The sequence below is a fragment of the Paenibacillus sp. J31R120 genome (assembly GCF_056269225.1).
In genome coordinates this window covers 45,243-63,546 of sequence record NZ_JBWDNN010000015.1, presented here as the reverse complement: position 1 = coordinate 63,546, position 18,304 = coordinate 45,243, and the positions used below count along the sequence as shown (strand labels likewise).

18 protein-coding genes are annotated in these 18,304 nt (G+C 48.4%); all 18 read right to left on the bottom strand.

Annotation, left to right across the window (positions count from 1 at the left end; translation table 11 throughout):
* Window positions 1-2: 2 nt before the first annotated feature.
* Window positions 3-338: a 50S ribosomal protein L22 gene (rplV, locus tag AC0YNW_RS28690; RefSeq protein ID WP_119803800.1), complete on the bottom strand. Its 336-nt coding sequence runs from the start codon at window positions 336-338 to the stop codon at window positions 3-5.
* A gap of 43 nt (window positions 339-381) precedes the next feature.
* Window positions 382-663, bottom strand: coding sequence for a 30S ribosomal protein S19 (gene rpsS / locus AC0YNW_RS28685; protein WP_068679361.1), 282 nt, complete (start codon window positions 661-663; stop codon window positions 382-384).
* Between the two features lie 67 nt (window positions 664-730).
* A complete protein-coding gene (gene rplB, locus AC0YNW_RS28680) occupies window positions 731-1,561 on the bottom strand; it encodes a 50S ribosomal protein L2 (RefSeq protein ID WP_387480036.1) in 831 nt (276 codons plus the stop codon).
* Window positions 1,562-1,578: 17 nt separating this feature from the next.
* Complete coding sequence (gene rplW / locus AC0YNW_RS28675; RefSeq protein ID WP_087570311.1) at window positions 1,579-1,872, bottom strand: 50S ribosomal protein L23; 294 nt, start codon at window positions 1,870-1,872, stop codon at window positions 1,579-1,581.
* Window positions 1,872-2,495, bottom strand: coding sequence for a 50S ribosomal protein L4 (rplD, locus tag AC0YNW_RS28670; protein ID WP_116050246.1), 624 nt, complete (start codon window positions 2,493-2,495; stop codon window positions 1,872-1,874). Before rplD ends, rplW begins: the two co-directional genes overlap by 1 nt.
* Before the next feature lie 28 nt (window positions 2,496-2,523).
* On the bottom strand, window positions 2,524-3,147 hold the full coding sequence (gene rplC / locus AC0YNW_RS28665; protein WP_119803794.1) for a 50S ribosomal protein L3: 624 nt from the start codon (window positions 3,145-3,147) through the stop codon (window positions 2,524-2,526).
* Window positions 3,148-3,186: 39 nt separating this feature from the next.
* On the bottom strand, window positions 3,187-3,495 hold the full coding sequence (rpsJ, locus tag AC0YNW_RS28660) for a 30S ribosomal protein S10 (protein WP_005544556.1): 309 nt from the start codon (window positions 3,493-3,495) through the stop codon (window positions 3,187-3,189).
* A 936-nt stretch (window positions 3,496-4,431) separates the two neighbouring features.
* A complete protein-coding gene (locus tag AC0YNW_RS28655; protein ID WP_475834764.1) occupies window positions 4,432-5,226 on the bottom strand; it encodes an ABC transporter ATP-binding protein in 795 nt (264 codons plus the stop codon).
* Window positions 5,226-6,137, bottom strand: coding sequence for an ABC transporter permease (locus AC0YNW_RS28650; protein ID WP_387480033.1), 912 nt, complete (start codon window positions 6,135-6,137; stop codon window positions 5,226-5,228). The genes AC0YNW_RS28655 and AC0YNW_RS28650 overlap by 1 nt, the downstream gene beginning before the upstream one ends.
* 95 nt (window positions 6,138-6,232) lie before the next feature.
* The gene (locus AC0YNW_RS28645; RefSeq protein WP_387480032.1) at window positions 6,233-7,246 is read right to left on the bottom strand and encodes an ABC transporter substrate-binding protein; all 1,014 of its coding nucleotides are present in this window, start codon (window positions 7,244-7,246) and stop codon (window positions 6,233-6,235) included.
* Between the two features lie 297 nt (window positions 7,247-7,543).
* Entirely contained in the window at window positions 7,544-8,734 is a 1,191-nt protein-coding gene (tuf, locus tag AC0YNW_RS28640; RefSeq protein WP_387480031.1) for an elongation factor Tu, read from the bottom strand.
* Between the two features lie 120 nt (window positions 8,735-8,854).
* Entirely contained in the window at window positions 8,855-10,933 is a 2,079-nt protein-coding gene (gene fusA / locus AC0YNW_RS28635; RefSeq protein ID WP_387480030.1) for an elongation factor G, read from the bottom strand.
* Window positions 10,934-10,962: 29 nt separating this feature from the next.
* Window positions 10,963-11,433, bottom strand: coding sequence for a 30S ribosomal protein S7 (gene rpsG / locus AC0YNW_RS28630; RefSeq protein ID WP_116050258.1), 471 nt, complete (start codon window positions 11,431-11,433; stop codon window positions 10,963-10,965).
* Between the two features lie 69 nt (window positions 11,434-11,502).
* Window positions 11,503-11,922, bottom strand: a complete 420-nt coding sequence (rpsL, locus tag AC0YNW_RS28625; protein ID WP_387480029.1) for a 30S ribosomal protein S12 — start codon at window positions 11,920-11,922, stop codon at window positions 11,503-11,505.
* A 218-nt stretch (window positions 11,923-12,140) separates the two neighbouring features.
* Window positions 12,141-12,929 carry a hypothetical protein gene (locus tag AC0YNW_RS28620; RefSeq protein WP_475834763.1) on the bottom strand — a complete coding sequence of 263 codons (789 nt, stop codon included), beginning with the start codon at window positions 12,927-12,929 and terminating at the stop codon, window positions 12,141-12,143.
* Window positions 12,930-12,947: 18 nt separating this feature from the next.
* Window positions 12,948-14,051: a hypothetical protein gene (locus AC0YNW_RS28615; protein WP_475834762.1), complete on the bottom strand. Its 1,104-nt coding sequence runs from the start codon at window positions 14,049-14,051 to the stop codon at window positions 12,948-12,950.
* An 87-nt stretch (window positions 14,052-14,138) separates the two neighbouring features.
* Window positions 14,139-14,375, bottom strand: coding sequence for a hypothetical protein (locus tag AC0YNW_RS28610; protein WP_475834761.1), 237 nt, complete (start codon window positions 14,373-14,375; stop codon window positions 14,139-14,141).
* A gap of 246 nt (window positions 14,376-14,621) precedes the next feature.
* Window positions 14,622-18,248 (bottom strand): DNA-directed RNA polymerase subunit beta', encoded by a 3,627-nt coding sequence (gene rpoC / locus AC0YNW_RS28605; RefSeq protein ID WP_387480025.1) that lies wholly within the window; start codon window positions 18,246-18,248, stop codon window positions 14,622-14,624.
* Between the last annotated feature and the right edge of the window lie 56 nt (window positions 18,249-18,304).

The window sequence follows — 18,304 nt, the reverse complement described above, 5'->3', positions numbered from 1 at the left end:
CCTTATTTTTCAGATACCACCAAGGTGATGTGGCTGGTTCTTTTATTAATCCGGCTAGCACGTCCCATTGCACGGGGACGGAAACGTTTCATTGTTGGTCCTTGGTTCGCAAATACTTGCGATACGACCAATTTGTTCACGTCTAGCTGGTAGTTATGCTCAGCGTTCGCAATTGCGGAATTGAGCAACTTCTCGATAATCGGGGAAGCCGATTTCGGCGTATGACGCAGAATCGCAATCGCTTCGCCAACTTGCTTGCCGCGAATCAAGTCCGCTACGAGCTGCGCTTTGCGAGGAGCGATACGTACGAACTTAACGTGCGCTTTAGCTTCTTGCATGTGGGAACCTCCTCTCGTTCATAAAAAAATGATAAAGGGCAAATTAACGTCTGCCCGTTTTTTTGTCATCGCTAGCATGGCCTTTGTACGTACGAGTTGGTGCGAATTCGCCCAGCTTGTGTCCAACCATGTCCTCAGTCACATATACCGGCACGTGTTTGCGACCATCATAGACTGCAAAAGTGTGACCGATGAATTGCGGGAAAATGGTCGAGCGACGGGACCAAGTCTTAATAACGACCTTTTTGTTCGTCTCGTTCAGATCCTCGACTTTCTTTAGCAGATAGCCGTCGATGAACGGACCTTTCTTCAAACTGCGACCCATGTAGAATCCTCCCTTCGCATAAGCGCTGGCGTGAGATCTCTCTCACGCGGATGGTATCAAGCAACTATTACTTCGTACGACGACGAATAATGTATTGGCTCGATGCTTTCTTTTTCTTGCGAGTTTTGTAGCCCAGAGTCGGTTTGCCCCATGGGGACAATGGCGACTTGCGTCCGATTGGAGCGCGGCCTTCACCACCACCGTGTGGGTGATCGTTCGGGTTCATTACGACGCCGCGTACTTCAGGACGTTTGCCGAGCCAACGGGAACGGCCGGCTTTACCGATTTTCACGAGTTCGTGATCTTCGTTGCCTACGGAGCCGATTGTTGCGCGGCAAGTGCTCAGAATACGACGAACTTCGCCAGAGCTCAGGCGGATCGATACATAATCTTCTTCTTTACCCAGCAATTGAGCTTCAGTACCTGCTGCGCGAACCAACTGGCCGCCTTTGCCCGGTTTCAACTCAATGTTGTGGATAACTGTACCAACAGGGATGTTCTTCAGCGGCAACGTGTTGCCGATTTTGATATCCGATTCTGGTCCAGAGACGATTTGATCGCCTACTTTAAGGCCTTTCGGTGCGATGATGTAAGCTTTCGCGCCGTCAACGTAGTGGATCAGTGCGATGTTGGAAGTACGGTTCGGATCGTATTCGATCGTCGCAACGTTACCCACAACGCCATCCTTCGTACGTTTGAAATCAATGATACGATATTTACGTTTATGTCCGCCGCCATGGTGGCGAACCGTAATTTTACCTTGGTTGTTACGGCCTGCTTTTTTGAAAAGCGGAGCCAGCAACGATTTCTCCGGTGTGCTTGTCGTGATCTCTTCGAAAGTGGAGACGGACATGTTACGACGCGCAGGAGATGTCGGTTTGTACTTTTTGATTGGCACTTGTATTCCCTCCTTTTCTAAACAGACGTTTCAAAGAACTCAAGTTCTTTGCTGTCATCGCTCAATTGAACGATTGCTTTTTTCCAGTCAGGTCTGTATCCGCTATGTCTGCCATAACGTTTTGGTTTACCTGCAACACGCATCGTGTTCACGCCGGTTACTTTTACGTTAAAGATTTGTTCAATAGCTTGTTTGATTTCGGTTTTGTTCGCGCGAAGGTCTACTTCAAACACATAACGTTTGGCAGCCATGTAATCGCTCGTACGTTCCGTAATAACCGGGCGCTTGATAATATCGCGAGGATTTTTCATTACGCAAGCACCTCCTGTACTTTCTCTACTGCTTCTTTAGTGATAATCAGCTTGTCGTACACAAGCACATCGCGAACATTGATGCCGTCAGCTGCGACGAACTTCACGCCAGGGATGTTGCGAGCGGACAATGCTACATTATCCTCGTAGTTAGCCGTAACAACCAGTGCCTTGCGGTCAACTTTCAGGTTGTTAAGGATGCCTGCGAATTCCTTCGTCTTAGGAGCCGCGAATGTCAGTTGATCCAGAACGATGATGCTCTCAGCGATCACTTTGGAAGACAATGCGGATTTGATAGCCAGACGACGAACTTTCTTAGGCAATTTGAATCCGTACGTGCGTGGCGTTGGACCGAATACAGTACCGCCGCCAACCCATTGCGGGGAGCGAATGCTACCTTGACGTGCACGGCCTGTGCCTTTTTGTTTCCAAGGCTTACGACCGCCGCCGCGTACTTCGGAGCGACCTTTTGTTTTGTGCGTTCCTTGACGCTCTGCAGCTTGCTGCAGAACGACAGCGCTATGCATAACATGAGTGTTAGGCTCGATACCGAATACGCTATCTGCCAGTTCCAGTTCACCAACTTGCGAACCGCTCACGTTAAATACTGTTACTTTAGGCATTTAATGTTCCTCCTTTCTTCAAGAGCGATTAGTTCTTAACTGTTTGTTTTACTTTAACGAAGCCGTTTTTAGGACCCGGTATGGAACCTTTGACCAGAATCACGTTGCGTTCTGCGTCTACACGGATAACTTCGAGTTTTTGAATCGTAATGGTCTCGTTGCCCATGTGACCTGGAAGGCGTTTGCCTTTCGGTACGCGGTTCGCTTGAATGGAACCCATGGAGCCTGGTCCGCGGTGATAGCGGGAACCGTGAGACATTGGTCCAGTGCTTTGTCCCCAACGTTTGATAACGCCGGCAAAGCCTTTACCTTTCGAAATACCTGTTACGTCAACAAATTCGCCCTCTGCGAACAAGTCAGCTTTCACTTCCTGGCCAACTTCATACTCACCAAGGTTAATCCCGCGAATTTCACGAACGTAGCGCTTAGGAGTCGCGCCCGCTTTCTTAGCGTGGCCGATCTCTGGCTTGATCGCTCTCTTCTCTTTCTTATCGGAGAAACCAAGTTGAACAGCTTCGTAGCCATCGGTTTCTACGTTTTTCTTCTGGAGAACAACGTTAGGACCAGCTTCGATAACCGTTACTGGAATGACGTTGCCTTCAGGAGTAAATACTTGAGTCATTCCAAGTTTTTTTCCTAAGATACCTTTCATGTTGACACCTCATTTCCTCTCTATGATCGTATATACGGTTTACAGTTTGATTTCGATATCTACACCGGATGGCAGATCCAGACGCATCAACGCATCAACCGTTTGCGGCGTAGGATTCACAATATCGATCAAGCGCTTGTGTGTGCGCATTTCGAATTGCTCACGGGAATCCTTGTACTTGTGCACCGCACGGAGAATAGTGATGATTTGCTTTTCCGTTGGCAACGGAATCGGCCCGGATACGCCTGCACCGGAACGTTTTGCAGTTTCCACGATTTTCTCAGCGGATTGATCAAGAATTCTGTGATCGTATGCTTTCAAGCGGATACGAATCTTTTGCTTTGCCATATAAGTCCCTCCTTCTTTCGCCCAATTTTTTAATCGGACATACTCCGTGAGAAAACCCTCCACAAGCTCCATGGCAAAGGAGCCGGGTGTGTCGGCAACCTCTCACATCAACGCAACGTCAGACCAACAGTCAATATTATATCGGATTGGGCGGGCATTTGCAACTAAAACTTCTGCCTTTCTGAATAAATGTTCTTTACGCGGGAAACCGCGTCGTTATGAGCTTTTAGGTATGCGGATATCTGACCGTGATAGGTATGGCAGGGTCAATTATAAGAGGGGGTTGGTTAGAGGTCGATCTTAACGACTTAGAGCCTCATTCTGCACTTATTTACTCCATTTAGGCCGGTACGATCGATTTACAGCTGTAATCTGCACGCATTCTTCCTCATAGGTTGGTACGATCGACTTAAAAACACATTTCGGTCATTTCCATTCATTTAGGTCGATATGATCGACTTAAAGAACACATTTCGCTCATCCGCATATGTTTAGGTCGGTACGATCGACTTGCAGCTGTATTCTGTACGTATTCCCCCCTTTAGATCGGTATGACCGACTTAAAACGCATTTCGCTCATCCGCATACCTTCAAGTCGTTCCAAACGACTTATTCCTTTGTGCTGACTCTACGCGTGTATCTTTATACGGTTCAGTTGCCCTCAGCTATTTGGATTGGTTTATGACGGATTCGCATAGCAGCGGTATTTTGCCAAACCCAATAACTTAGTTGAATGCACACACGCCTTAATTACCTCAAAAAGACGAGTCCCAATACCACGCATTTCCCCAACTAATCATTCGCTTCTGCACTGCCCTTTAACGAGTTTCTTCTATATAAATAGTGCAACAGAAAAAGCAGCAACATGATGTCGCTGCTTTTATCCTAATTGATCACGTTAGCCCATATACACGCAGCCTCGTTTCACGCACAAAATTAACCAAGCACAACACGATCATCGGCCATCTTCTTGCCGCTGATGCGCTCGAACTCACCAAGCAATCGTTCCACGGTCAGACCCTTCTTCTGTTCCTCGTCAACCTGAAGAATAATCTTCCCCTTATCCATCATGATCAGACGGTTGCCCAGTCGAATAGCCTGCTCCATATTGTGCGTAACCATAAGCGTTGTCAGATTCAACTCGCGCACAATATTTTCCGTCAACCTCGTGACAAGCTCCGCACGAGCCGGATCAAGCGCCGCTGTATGCTCGTCCAGCAACAAGATCTGTGGTCGCGTAAAGGTAGCCATCAGCAGGCTTAACGCTTGCCGCTCGCCGCCGGAGAGCAAACCCACTTTGGCCGTTATGCGGTTTTCCAAACCAATGCCAAGCCGGCTAAGCTCTTCCCGGAATACTTTGCGATTCTTGCTCGTTACGCCAAAGGACAATCCGCGCGGCTTGCCGCGCTTGTACGCGATCGCCAGATTCTCCTCGATCGTCATACGCGGCGCAGTGCCTGCCATCGGATCTTGAAATACACGGCCGATCCATCTGCTGCGATGGAATTCCGACAACTGGCTAACATCCGTATCCTCGATAAAAATGTTGCCTGCATCAGGCTTCATAACGCCTGAAATAATGTTCATCAACGTCGACTTGCCAGCGCCATTACTGCCGATAACGGTAACAAAGTCTCCATGCTTCATCTGGAGATTCGCATTCAACAATGCAATCTTTTCATCAACCGTTCCGGGATTAAATAGCTTGGATACGCCTTCGATTCTTAGCATCAGCGTCCACCTCCGCCCGATTGCCCCACAGATGACAATACTTCTTCCGTACGTTTCTTAGCGGTGGACTTCGACTTGATCGCTCGGCGGACCGTCGGTACAACCAAAGCGCAAACAATTATGACAGCTGTTATCAGCTTCATATCTTGGGCATCCAGCCATTCCACGCGCAGCGCCAAGGCATAGATAATGCGATAAATAATTGCACCCAGTACTACGGCCAGAGTTGCTCGGAAAATCGTTTTAGCCCCGAAGATCGCCTCACCTATAATAACAGACGCCAAACCGATTACGATCATACCAATACCCATCGAGTTGTTGGCCGCATTCTGCGAATGCGCAATTAGAGCGCCCGAGCATGCTACCAAAGCGTTGGATAATGCTACGCCCATAATAATCGTAATGTCCGTGTTCGCGCCAAAGCTGCGAATCATGCGGCTGTTGTCGCCCGTGGCACGCAAGCTAAGACCCATATTCGTCTTGAAGAACAAATCCAGTCCTACCTTCGCCACTACGGCAAGGATCAGACCTATGGCAAGAACCGAAGCACCGTCAAATACGTTAGCCTCGCCTCGAAGAGAAACGTTTGGCTTGCCAAGAATACGAAGGTTAATCGAGTATAGAGCAATCATCATAATAATGCCGGATAAAAGTCCATTTATCTTACCTTTGGTATGAAGCAACCCGGTTAACGTTCCCGCCAGTGCCCCTCCCATAAACGCACAAATCACCGCCAACCATGGAGGCGTACCAGCAATGGTCATGACTGTACCAATAGCGGCTCCCGTTGTAAAACTTCCATCAACCGTTAGATCAGGGAAGTCAAGAATCCGGAATGTGATGTAAACACCCAGTGCCATAAGCGCATAAAGCAATCCGCTTTCAATTGCGCCTTGTAAAGAAACTAGCATGTATGATGCGTCCTCCTCTCCTGTAAGTAATAGCAATGGGGCAATCAGAAGCCCGATCACCCCATGCCATTGTTATATAGCTTAAAAAAAGTTTACTATTTGATGATGTTGTTTTCCGGATCTTTCACATATGCCTTCATAGCATCTGTAACGGTAATGCCTAATTCTTCTGCTGCGGACAAGTTAAGGATAAAGTCCAGCTTCTCTGGGGTTCTAACATTCATATCCCCTGGTTTCTTCCCGTCTTTCAAAATTTCAACAGCCATCTGGCCAACTTCATATCCATGATCAAAGTATTTAAAGCCTACGGTTGCGAAAGCGCCTTTTTCTACGGTATCACGATCAGCTGAGAAGAACGGAATATCATGTTCGGTAACTACATCGATAATGGATTCAACGCCTTCAACAACCGTGTTATCCAGCGTTACATAAACAGCGTCAACACGGCCAACGAGAGACTGAGCTGCCTGCTGAACGTCAGAGCTGTTCACTACTGCTGCTTTAACGATTTCAATCCCATGCTTGGCTAGCGCTTCTTGAGCAATGTTAGTCATAACGACAGCATTAGGCTCACCTTCATTAATGACTACGCCAACCTTTTTAACATCAGGGAATTCTTTCGCAATAAAATCCATCAATTGAACAATCGCATCCGGATTCGTATCCGATGCACCTGTAACGTTGCCGCCTGGTGCTTGTAACTGCGGCACAAGCTTCTCGCCCAGCGGATCTGTTACTGCCGCAAACAATACCGGCTTGTCCTTGACAGCTTCAACCAATGCGCTGCTTGTAGCTGTAGCAATTCCTAATGCGAGATCAGATTTGCCGGAAGCAATTTTCTCCGCAATGGACTTGAAGTTGTTTGGATCGCCTTGAGCATTATTGTAATCCACTTTCACCTTCAAGCCAGCATCCTCAAGCGCTTTCAGAAAACCTTCCCGTGTGGCGTCAAGCGATGGATGTTCAACAATCTGCGAGATGGCTACTGTATATTCCTTGCCTTCCGAATTGCCGCCTTCCGTTGTTTTGCCTCCGCCATTACTGCCACAAGCAGCGGTTACAGCCATTAGTGACGCCAGTGCCAATCCAAGCCAGAATTTTTTCTTCATACTTTAATGACCCCTCTCATTATCATCCATTTACCTTCATTGCCGATAGAAACAATTGCCGCATTAATACATTGTTGCAATGTTGCATTAATCCAATAAAGTCTATGGATATAACTGGTGATAAAGTCGCAGTATTGGGACGACTTCATCGATTTATATACATATATTAAAGGTGCATTTTCACCGCGTCAATCCTAATATTAAGGAAATAGCTATTAATAAATGAGAACACAACAAAAAACTGCCTCGAGCTTAAGCTCGAGGCAGTTTACACGATGCAGCTTACGCTGCATGGCATTATTTTTGGATTGTAGCTACAGCGCCAGCGCCTACAGTACGGCCGCCTTCACGGATGGAGAAGCGAGTGCCTTCTTCAACCGCGATTGGAGCGATCAGTTCTACAGTAACTGTGATGTTGTCGCCAGGCATAACCATTTCAGTACCTTCAGGCAGGTTGATGATACCTGTTACGTCAGTTGTACGGAAATAGAATTGTGGACGGTAGCCAGTGAAGAAAGGCTTATGACGGCCACCCTCTTCTTTAGTCAGAACGTAGATTTGAGCTGTGAAGTTCGTGTGTGGCTTAACGGAACCTGGCTTAGCCAATACTTGACCACGCTCAATGTCTTTACGGTCTACACCGCGAAGCAATGCGCCAACGTTGTCGCCTGCTTGAGCGGAGTCAAGCAATTTACGGAACATCTCAACGCCCGTAACAACGGATTTGCGAGTTTCTTCTTGAAGACCGATGATTTCGATCTCATCGCCAACTTTGATAACGCCACGCTCTACGCGACCTGTAGCAACTGTACCACGGCCTGTGATTGTGAATACGTCCTCGACAGGCATAAGGAAAGGCTTAGCCGTGTCGCGCTCTGGAGTTGGGATGTAAGTGTCAACTTGCTCGAACAGCTCAACGATTTTGTCAGCCCAAGGACCATCTGGGTTAGCCAGTGCTTCACGAGCAGCGCCACGGATGATTGGAGTGTCGTCGCCTGGGAACTCGTACTCGGAAAGAAGGTCGCGAACTTCCATCTCAACCAGTTCAAGAAGCTCTTCGTCTTCAACCATGTCGCATTTGTTCAGGAATACAACGATGTAAGGAACGCCTACTTGGCGGGAGAGCAGGATGTGCTCGCGCGTTTGCGGCATTGGGCCGTCAGATGCGGATACAACCAGGATCGCTCCGTCCATTTGAGCCGCGCCAGTGATCATGTTTTTAACATAGTCGGCGTGACCTGGGCAGTCAACGTGAGCATAGTGACGGTTAGGAGTCTCATACTCAACGTGAGATGTAGAAATTGTAATACCGCGCTCACGCTCTTCTGGAGCTTTGTCGATTTGGTCGAATGCGATTGCCGCACCGCCGTATCTTTTGGAAAGTACAGTTGTGATCGCAGCAGTCAGTGTTGTTTTACCATGGTCAACGTGACCGATTGTACCGATGTTAACATGCGGTTTGTTACGTTCAAATTTTGCCTTAGCCATTGAACTGAGTCCTCCTCAATATAACTTGATATTTTTTATGTGTGGGCCGGCACCGAGAGTGCAAGCATACCTGATGACGGCCGATTACAAACATTTGTTGCAGTGGGACTTCGAGTAAAATTACTCTCCGCCTTTATGCTTGGAGATAATCTCTTCGGCAATCGACTTAGGAACTTCTTCGTAGTGAGAAAGCTCCATCGAGAATACGCCGCGTCCTTGTGTACCGGAACGAAGTGTTGTGGAGTAACCAAACATCTCGGAGAGAGGCACCTTAGCACGGATAATTTGCGCGCCACCGCGCGAATCCATACCCTCGATGCGACCACGACGGGAGTTCAGCATGCCCATTACGTCGCCCATGTACTCTTCAGGAACAGTAACTTCAACCTTCATGATTGGCTCAAGAAGGACAGGCTTACATTTTTCTTTCGCAGCTTTAAGCGCCAGGGAACCTGCGATCTTAAACGCCATCTCCGAGGAGTCGACGTCATGGTAGGAACCATCGACAACAGTCGCTTTGATATCAACGAGCGGGAAGCCAGCGATAACGCCGTTCTTCATCGACTCTTCGATACCAGCCTGGATCGGAGCGATATATTCACGAGGAATCGATCCACCCACGACTTTGCTTTCGAAGATAAAGCCTGTACCAGCCTCTTGAGGTTCGAATTCAACCCAACAATGACCGAACTGACCTTTACCACCGGACTGACGAACGAATTTACCTTCAACCTTAGCCGCTACACGGAAGGTTTCACGGTATGCAACCTGAGGTTTACCAACATTCGTCTCTACTTTGAATTCACGAAGCATACGGTCAACGAGGATCTCAAGGTGAAGCTCACCCATACCTGCGATGATCGTTTGGTTCGTTTCTTCGTCTGTATAAGCACGGAATGTAGGATCTTCCTCAGCGAGCTTGGAGATTGCAACGCCAAGTTTATCTTGGTCTGCTTTCGTCTTAGGCTCGATTGCGATTTGGATAACTGGCTCAGGGAAGTTCATCGATTCGAGAACGATCGGGTTCTTCTCGTCACACAGCGTATCACCTGTAGTTGTATCCTTCAGACCTACTGCAGCAGCAATATCGCCCGAGTGTACTTCGGAGATCTCTTGACGGCTGTTCGCATGCATCTGCAGAATCCGGCCAATCCGCTCACGCTTGTTCTTAGTTGCATTAAGAACGTACGAACCGGATTTCAGGATACCCGAGTATACACGGAAGAACGTCAGACGACCAACGTAAGGGTCTGTCATGATTTTGAATGCCAGAGCCGAGAACGGCTCGGAATCAGATGAAAGACGAACTGCTTCTTCACCGTCTTCGAGCGTACCTTTGATTGCTGGTACGTCAACTGGTGCTGGCAGGTAATCAACAACTGCATTCAATACCAATTGAACACCTTTGTTACGGTACGAGGAGCCTGCAACAACCGGGAAGATCTTAACTTCACAAACACCTTTGCGAAGTACTGCTTTCAGTTCTGGAATCGTAATTTCTTCGCCTTCCAGATACTTCATCATCAGATCCTCATCCAGCTCAGCAACTTTCTCTACCAGCTCAAGACGAAGTTCTTCGACTTGCTCTTTGTACTCAGCTGGGATCTCGGATTCGATCGGATCCTTACCAAGATCGTCTTTGTACGTATACGCTACGCGCTCGATGATGTCGATTACGCCAACGAAGTCGGACTCAGCGCCGATTGGCAACTGAATTGCAACGGCATTTGCTTGCAGACGCTCACGCATGTCTTTAACAACATTCAGGTAGTCTGCGCCGATGATGTCCATCTTGTTAACATAAGCGATCCGAGGAACGCCGTAACGGTCAGCTTGACGCCATACAGTCTCAGACTGTGGCTCAACGCCTTCTTTCGCACTGAAAACACCAACGGCCCCGTCCAATACGCGTAGGGAACGTTCAACTTCTACTGTGAAGTCAACGTGACCTGGGGTATCGATGATATTAATGCGGTTACCCTTCCATTGAGCGGTTGTCGCGGCAGACGTAATCGTAATGCCGCGCTCTTGTTCCTGCTCCATCCAGTCCATCGTAGCTGCACCTTCGTGCACCTCACCGATTTTGTGGGTACGGCCAGTGAAAAACAAGATCCGTTCAGTAGTTGTGGTTTTACCAGCGTCAATATGCGCCATAATCCCGATATTACGCGTATTTTCCAAGGAGAACTCTCTTGCCATAAATATGTCTCCTCTCGTAAATGGTTATCCTACCAGCGGTAGTGAGCGAATGCTTTGTTCGCTTCTGCCATTTTGTGCGTGTCTTCACGCTTTTTAACGGATGCGCCAGTGTTGTTGGAAGCATCCAGAATTTCAGCAGCCAAACGTTCTGTCATCGTTTTCTCGCCGCGGTTACGCGAGTAGTTCACGAGCCAACGAAGACCAAGAGCCGTACGGCGCTCAGGCTTAACTTCGATAGGTACTTGGTAGTTAGAACCGCCTACACGGCGAGCTTTAACCTCAAGAACCGGCATAATGTTTTTCAAAGCTGCTTCGAACACTTCCATCGGATCTTTTCCCGAGCGCTCTTGGATCAGTTTGAATGCATCGTATAACAGTGTTTGTGCAGTGCCTCTCTTACCGTCGATCATAATACGGTTGATTAGGCGGGTAACCAGTTTGCTATTGTAAACCGGATCCGGAAGCACATCACGTTTCGTTACAGGACCTTTGCGTGGCATGAGAAAGTCCCCCTTTCTTCTAATAGTAACTTGTTCTAGCTTGTTATCAACAAGATAGTGTTATACTTCTTATTTCTTAACTTTAGGACGCTTAGTACCGTATTTCGAACGGGATTGGTTACGGTTGTTAACACCTGCTGTATCCAATGCGCCACGAACGATGTGGTAACGAACACCCGGAAGGTCTTTTACACGACCGCCGCGGATCAGAACCACACTGTGCTCTTGAAGGTTATGACCGATACCTGGAATGTACGCTGTAACCTCAACACGGTTAGTCAGACGTACACGCGCATACTTACGAAGCGCGGAGTTCGGTTTCTTTGGAGTCATCGTACCTACACGAGTGCACACACCGCGTTTTTGAGGCGCGTTGATGTCAGTTGCTTCACGTTTCAGAGCGTTAAAGCCTTTTTGCAAGGCTGGCGATTTCGATTTAACGACCTTCGCTTGACGTCCTTTACGAACGAGCTGGTTAATTGTTGGCATGTTGCCACCCCCTCCCCTTATTCATGTCTTTATGATGGTAGACATTTCACCCAATTTTAAGCCCACAGAGCCAGGCGGTTCATAATTGAACATTAGTATTCCTTAAGCCTAGTCGTCAGGCACACTCCGATATATTATCACTTCGCACGTATGCATGTCAAGCGTGTGATGGGGTATTTTTCGTCCTTGGATACGATTTACAAAAGTTTCATGCAACGCTACATCATTGAGCCTGGCTCCAGATACACGGCATAACGGATATTGTCGATTTCCACATCATTTTGCCGATATGCCAATCTCTCCGCAATCTCCATTACCGTCGGAAGTTCAATCCGAATTAAGAGGCCATGATAATAGCTTAACATCAGTTTTAACGCAGCCAGCAGGCCATCACGATCCGTTTGCTCGTCTGCATGCGCTCTCTCCAGTACGGCAACCTTACTATAATTTGATAGAGTCATATTTTCGTAAAAATACTCGCTATTCTGTGCCAAGAGCTTGTCCGAATAAGGTAAGAATGAACGAGCGAACACTTCGCCTCCATCCCATCGAATGACGATTTCATCCTCACTCATACTCTCCAATTCCAGAACCGATCCCTCATAATTCATTTGGAATCTGTCAGCCGTATCCTCGATATCATGAAAGCTCTTATAAACTTTCAGCACAAAGTTAAACGGAAATGATGTCGGCTTCTTGGTCTTGTCTATATCTTCACTAAGAAAACCTGAAATGATTTTCACGGGATGATCTAAATTGAACTCCTTATACACCGTATCTACTGGCTCGAGCATATGAATAAGTTTATTATGGTTTTCATTCACATAACCAGGACGCAGCTCCAGCTCCATACATTCGGTTCGCAACATCAATTGTTCTTCGCTGAGCTTCTTGAACTCTGTCCGTATACCGTCTATGTTTCCGTAAAAAAGATTCGTCTCCTCAACTATCCCAAGCCGCGCCCTTATGTGCGCCAACAGATCGTCCATCTTGTATCTCGCTGTCATCGATTCCTCTCCCTGGTACTACTTCGACAATACCGCTTGCAGCTGCTCTACAATCTGCTCACGGCTCATCCCGCTAATTTGCTCCGAATGTTCAATGCCCAGACCTTCTCGCGTAAAAATCAGCGTATCCCCATTAGGTGTAATCCTCACATCCTCGCTCACGCTTTTCCGATAATCAAGTGTGGCCATGCCAGCTTCATCAAAGAAAATCTGAAACGGGATGCTTGACGGAAAGTATTCTTCGAATCCCGATTGCTTCCTCAAGAACAACATATAGGGCTTGCTCAGCTCAATCTTTTCAAAATAGAATCTAGCGCCTTTTGCTTCATACGTCCGGTCATCATGCGGTCTTGCTTGAATATCATAGCTCGGAATCGATATGGAGATTGGGCTTCCGTCTAAATCACCATATAGGACGTTTTCTACAATGAAGCTGTATTCATCCGTATACAGTTCGTTATGCTGAGTCGTTCCCAGTTTCTTCTCATAACGCCCTTCGACGATAAACCCAGCTTGTTCCACCATATCGGTCAGCTCTTTTGTAATGCCAAAATCCGGGGTAGACAGCATCACCTCATACGTCTTTGGCTCATATTGATCCGGCTTGTGCAGAAGCTCTACCTGTTCTATGCCGTTGCTATCCTTATGAACATAAGATACCACTCCATAGGAGAAATGAACGGATTCCGTCCCCTCATCATTCAGATGATAAATAACCCGGCCAACATCCCCGCCGCCCAGCCAATCTGGCGCTCCCGCAATGAGATTAAGTTGTTTCATTAGCGTCTCGTCATCTATATAGGCTTCCAGCTTGTCTCTGACTGCTTGCAGAGTAAGCCGCTGTTGATTCTGGGGGAGCTCACCAACAATGATAAGTCCCTCGCGGAGCCAAACGCCGGGACCAAGTATATCATTGGCTTTCAAAAAATTCAGATCACCCTTCTGCTCTTCATTTTCTGCAAGCGCATACAGATTGTCATAGTTCGAATACAGGGCCATATCCAGCTCGTGCTCGGCTATGACCTCTTCAATTCCCTTGCGCTCCCATAACAATGAGGCTAACAGGAGAAATGCGGCTATAGTAAATAGAATGACGTAGAATTGTTTGTATCTCAATTTCATCGCTCCTTTGCTCCTCCTTGCGAAATGCGCTTTATATCCTTACACCTATCTTATGAATCCTAAACCATCCTCACGAGATTCCATAAGTTATCCATCTCCATTCGGTCGAAGCCTTTCTAGCTGAAGATTGTTTAGGGGACTGACGGTCCCATCAGATGGTTGATACAACACGCTCTGACCCTCCATATCGGTAACTGCAGCTACCTGATCACCGATCACTCCGCTGGTAGCTCTATTATCTGCTTTACGCTCCAGCCATATAGAGATGACCGCCAGCACAATTAACATAATCAGAACAAGCAGCTTTAATGAGATAGACTTCACATCATTCAGCTCCCTTAGCTTTGTTAAAAGAAGCTGTCAACGCGCTCTCATCCTATAGAACGCTTAGACCAGCTTCAAAGTTGCTCCTTCATACCAATCGTTTGACATGATGGATCACTATCAGCATATTCCGCATCCCACCGCTATGTTTCCTCCTGAAACAAAGAAAAGCGACACATGGATCGTCCTCACAATGTGCGGGAACCATGTGTCGCTCTATAGAATCGCCTGGTTAGGCGATAAAAGTTATTCTACTGCCAATGGTTCAGCAGCTTCACCCTGTTCGGCGCCTTCGACCACTTCTTCTTCGAGGCCTGCGAAGCGAATGTTGCGGTAGCGCTGCATGCCCGTACCAGCCGGGATCAGCTTACCGATGATAACATTCTCTTTCAGACCAAGAAGCTGGTCAACCTTGCCTTTGATCGCTGCATCTGTCAGGACACGAGTCGTCTCCTGGAAGGATGCTGCGGACAAGAAGGAATCCGTCTCGAGGGACGCTTTCGTAATACCAAGCAATACCGGCTTCGCAACCGCTGGCTCTTTGCCTGCGAAGATCGCTTCACGGTTAGCGGACTCGTATTCATGAATGTCTACGAATGCGCCTGGCAGCAGAGTCGTATCGCCGGCTTCGACGATGCGGATTTTGCGCAGCATTTGCTTAATCATAACCTCGACGTGCTTATCGTTGATTTCAACGCCTTGGTTACGGTATACGCGCTGTACCTCTTGCAGGATATAGTTCTGTACGCCGCGAATGCCTTTGATGCGAAGCATATCCTTCGGATCGATCGAACCATCTGTCAGCTCGTCGCCTGCTTCGATATGCTGGCCTTCCACTACGCGGATACGCGAGCCGTAAGTGACCGCATAGACCTTGGACTCGGCTTCGCCTTGTACCTCGATCTCGCGACGGTCTTTCGCTTCGCGGATTTCCTTGATGACGCCGTCAAGCTCAGTGATGATCGCTTGGCCTTTCGGATTACGAGCCTCGAAGAGCTCCTGAATACGCGGAAGACCTTGCGTGATATCGTCGCCGGCAACGCCGCCTGTATGGAATGTACGCATCGTCAGCTGTGTACCCGGCTCGCCGATCGATTGCGCCGCGATAATGCCTACCGCTTCGCCGATCTCAACATGCTTGCCAGTCGCCAGGTTACGTCCATAACAGATCTTACAAACGCCATGACGCGCACGACAGCTGAGTACAGAACGAATTTGCAGACGCTCTACGCCAGCATCGATGATCGCATCGGCTTTGTTCGAATCGATCAGTTCGCTGCGGTTGACGATCACTTCACCCGTCTTCGGATGACGGATTGTCTCGAATGCGTAACGGCCTTCGATACGGTCATACAGATCCTCGATAACCTCTTTGCCATCTTGGATCTTACTAACTGCGAAGCCTTTGTCCGTACCGCAATCATCTTCACGAACGATTACGTCCTGCGCAACGTCTACAAGACGACGAGTCAGGTAACCGGAGTCGGCTGTACGAAGCGCCGTATCGGCAAGACCTTTACGCGCACCGTGCGTCGAGATAAAGTACTCGAGGACTGTCAGTCCTTCACGGAAGTTCGATTTGATTGGCAACTCGATGATACGACCGGATGGATTCGCCATCAGACCGCGCATACCGCCAAGCTGTGTAATCTGTGATTTGTTACCCCGTGCTTTGGAATCCACCATGAGCATGATGTTGTTGTAACGATCCATCGATTTCATGAGGACTTCCGTAATCTCGTCCTTACATTTGCTCCAGATGCTGATGATCCGGTCATAACGCTCTTCGTTCGTGATCAGACCGCGACGGTACTGATTCATAACGGTAGCAACCTTCTCGTCGGAGGCTTTCATGATTCCCGCTTTTTCCTTCGGAATAATAACGTCGGAAACACCGATCGTAATACCCGCTTTGGTAGAATACGTGAAACCAAGTTGCTTGATGCGGTCAAGGATAACCGCAGTCAGCGTTGTATGGTATTGACGGAAGCATTCTGCAATGATTTGACCCAAATAGTCTTTGCCTACTGCGCCAGGCGTAGCCAGATCTTCTGTGAACTTGTGAAGGTCTGCGCCTTTTTCGTAAACAAAATACTTATCAGGTGTTCCTTGCAGCAGGTTAACCTTCGTTGCTTCGTTGATGTAAGGGAAATCTTCAGGGAAGATTTCGTTGAAGATGACCTTACCCACCGTCGTAACGAGCAAGGATGCTTGCTGTTGCTCCGTAAAGTTTGTTTTCTTCAACACTTTCACCGGAATGAAAATGCGTGCGTGCAGCGATACGATACCGCGTTGGTAAGCGGAGATCGCTTCGTTCACTGTTGCGAATACGGAACCGGAACCTTTCGATTCCTTGTTGTCCATAGTCAGGTAGTAACTACCGAGAACCATATCCTGAGAAGGCGTAACAACAGGCTTGCCGTCTTTCGGGTTCAAGATATTGCCCGATGCCAGCATCAGAAGGCGCGCTTCCGCTTGCGCTTCTGCGGACAACGGAACGTGAACGGCCATCTGGTCACCGTCGAAGTCGGCGTTGTAAGCCGTACATACGAGCGGATGCAGCTTGATGGCGCGGCCTTCAACCAGAATCGGTTCAAATGCTTGAATACCGAGTCTGTGAAGCGTCGGTGCACGGTTCAAGAGAACCGGATGCTCCTTGATGACTTCTTCAAGAACGTCCCATACTTCAGGACTTACGCGCTCGACTTTACGTTTTGCGCTCTTGATGTTGTGAGCGAGACCTTTGTTCACAAGCTCTTTCATGACGAAAGGCTTGAACAGCTCCAGCGCCATTTCCTTCGGAAGACCGCATTGGAACATTTTCAGGTTAGGACCTACGACGATAACGGAACGACCAGAGTAGTCGACACGTTTACCGAGCAAGTTCTGACGGAAACGGCCTTGCTTACCCTTCAGCATATGGCTGAGGGATTTCAGTGGACGATTGCCTGGTCCTGTAACCGGACGGCCGCGACGACCGTTGTCGATCAGGGCGTCAACCGCTTCCTGAAGCATACGTTTCTCGTTTTGTACGATAATGTCCGGAGCGCCCAGATCAAGCAGGCGTTTCAGACGATTGTTCCGGTTAATTACGCGGCGGTACAGATCGTTGAGGTCGGAGGTCGCGAAACGGCCGCCGTCCAGCTGAACCATCGGACGAAGCTCCGGCGGAATAACCGGCAGCACGTCAAGAATCATCCACTCCGGCTGATTGCCGGAATTACGGAATGCTTCTATAACTTCAAGTCGCTTAATCGCGCGGTTGCGGCGTTGGCCTTGTGCCGTGCGAAGCTCTTCCTTCAACGTCTCAAGCTCGCGCTCAACGTCGATGTCTTGAAGCAGCTTCTTAACAGCCTCTGCACCCATGCCAGCTTGGAAGCCGTAGCCGTACTTCTCACGATAGCTGCGGTATTCCTTCTCGGACAGGAGCTGTTTTTTCTCAAGCGGCGTATCTCCTGGGTCCGTCACGACATAAGATGCAAAATAGATGATCTCCTCCAGGGAACGAGGGGACATATCCAGTGCAAGACCCATGCGGCTTGGAATGCCTTTGAAGTACCAGATGTGGGATACAGGAGCTGCAAGCTCGATGTGGCCCATACGTTCACGGCGTACTTTCGCGCGGGTTACTTCCACTCCGCAGCGATCGCAGACTACGCCTTTGTAGCGTACGCGTTTGTACTTACCGCAATGACATTCCCAATCCTTGGTCGGTCCAAAAATCTTCTCACAGAAGAGACCTTCCTTCTCGGGCTTAAGCGTTCTGTAGTTAATGGTTTCCGGCTTCTTGACTTCTCCGCGGGACCACGAGCGAATTTTATCCGGCGAAGCCAGACCAATTTTCATATACTCGAAGTTGTTCACGTCCAACAAGGAGCAACCCTCCTTCGTCATGTATGACTGTGTCTTATCAGAAGCTGAACTTCAAT